This window comes from Kiloniella spongiae, assembly GCF_001026905.1.
Classification (GTDB): Bacteria; Pseudomonadota; Alphaproteobacteria; order Kiloniellales; family Kiloniellaceae; genus Kiloniella; species Kiloniella spongiae.
Map to the genome: position 1 here is coordinate 1 of NZ_LAQL01000049.1, position 948 is coordinate 948.

Genomic DNA, 948 nt, shown 5'->3' on the forward strand with positions numbered 1-948 from the left:
GCGGCTGATTACCGCTAATCAAACCTTTGAGATCACCTTCAAACCCAGCTTTATGGATATTTACGGATTTGCCAACAAGACCGACGATCTTGTCCGAAACTTCTTGTAAAACTTTATCGAAGAAATTCGCCCCTTCAAAAGCATCCAGTGCTGCCGTCAAAACGGCTTCGGCACTATCGCGAGCAACAATCAATGAAGCGATACGTGGATCAAAATCAATTGGAAAGTGATCGACAGTGGTTTTTGCAAGTTCCAGCGCTGCATCAGCGATATCCCGTGCAACCTCAAGGAAACCTATCTGTATCCCCCATCGTGCTTCACAAGCCCAACTGAACCAACCACTACAACCGTGATAATGATCCCAATCGCGATCAATCTCGCTGTTCAGACTATTCACTCGATCTTCAGCTGCCTTTAGCACAGCCTCTGCTGCGGCACGTTCTTTACGAACCTTGGCACGCTCTGCATTAATCTGTTTGGTTAGTCCATCAACCTTGGCGCGTGCAGCTTTGATATCCTTTTCCGCTTTATCAAACGCAGCTTTGAGTTCATTGAATACACTGTCCAGTGCAGCCTTTGACGGTTTTTCCACAAAGGTACCGATATCCAGCTTCATGTCGCCTTCCATATAGAAATCGGCATTACTGAAATTTGGTTTGGTTAATGATAAATCGATACCAGATAACCGTAACAGGTTATGCATCGAATAATCCTGACCAAAATTCACTGTTGTTTCAAAACTTGCCCCCTTTTTATCAAAGCTAACGTCATAGCGATCGTGAATTCCAAGATATTTTATTTCTATATCACTATTAACTTTTATCGTCGGAACGATATTCGCGATCCCGGCTTTCAAGGAGAAATGGTTGTCTGTCAGGACCAAGGGGCCTAACGTGATGTCATCAATTTTTTCTTCTGCATAGATACCCCTGGTCGGATTGATTGATA

1 protein-coding gene is annotated in these 948 nt (G+C 43.9%); it reads right to left on the bottom strand.

What is annotated here, in order from left to right; genetic code table 11:
- Nucleotides 1-948 (bottom strand): hypothetical protein (locus tag WH96_RS22190; protein WP_047766178.1); only part of this gene is annotated, 948 nt, incomplete at both ends.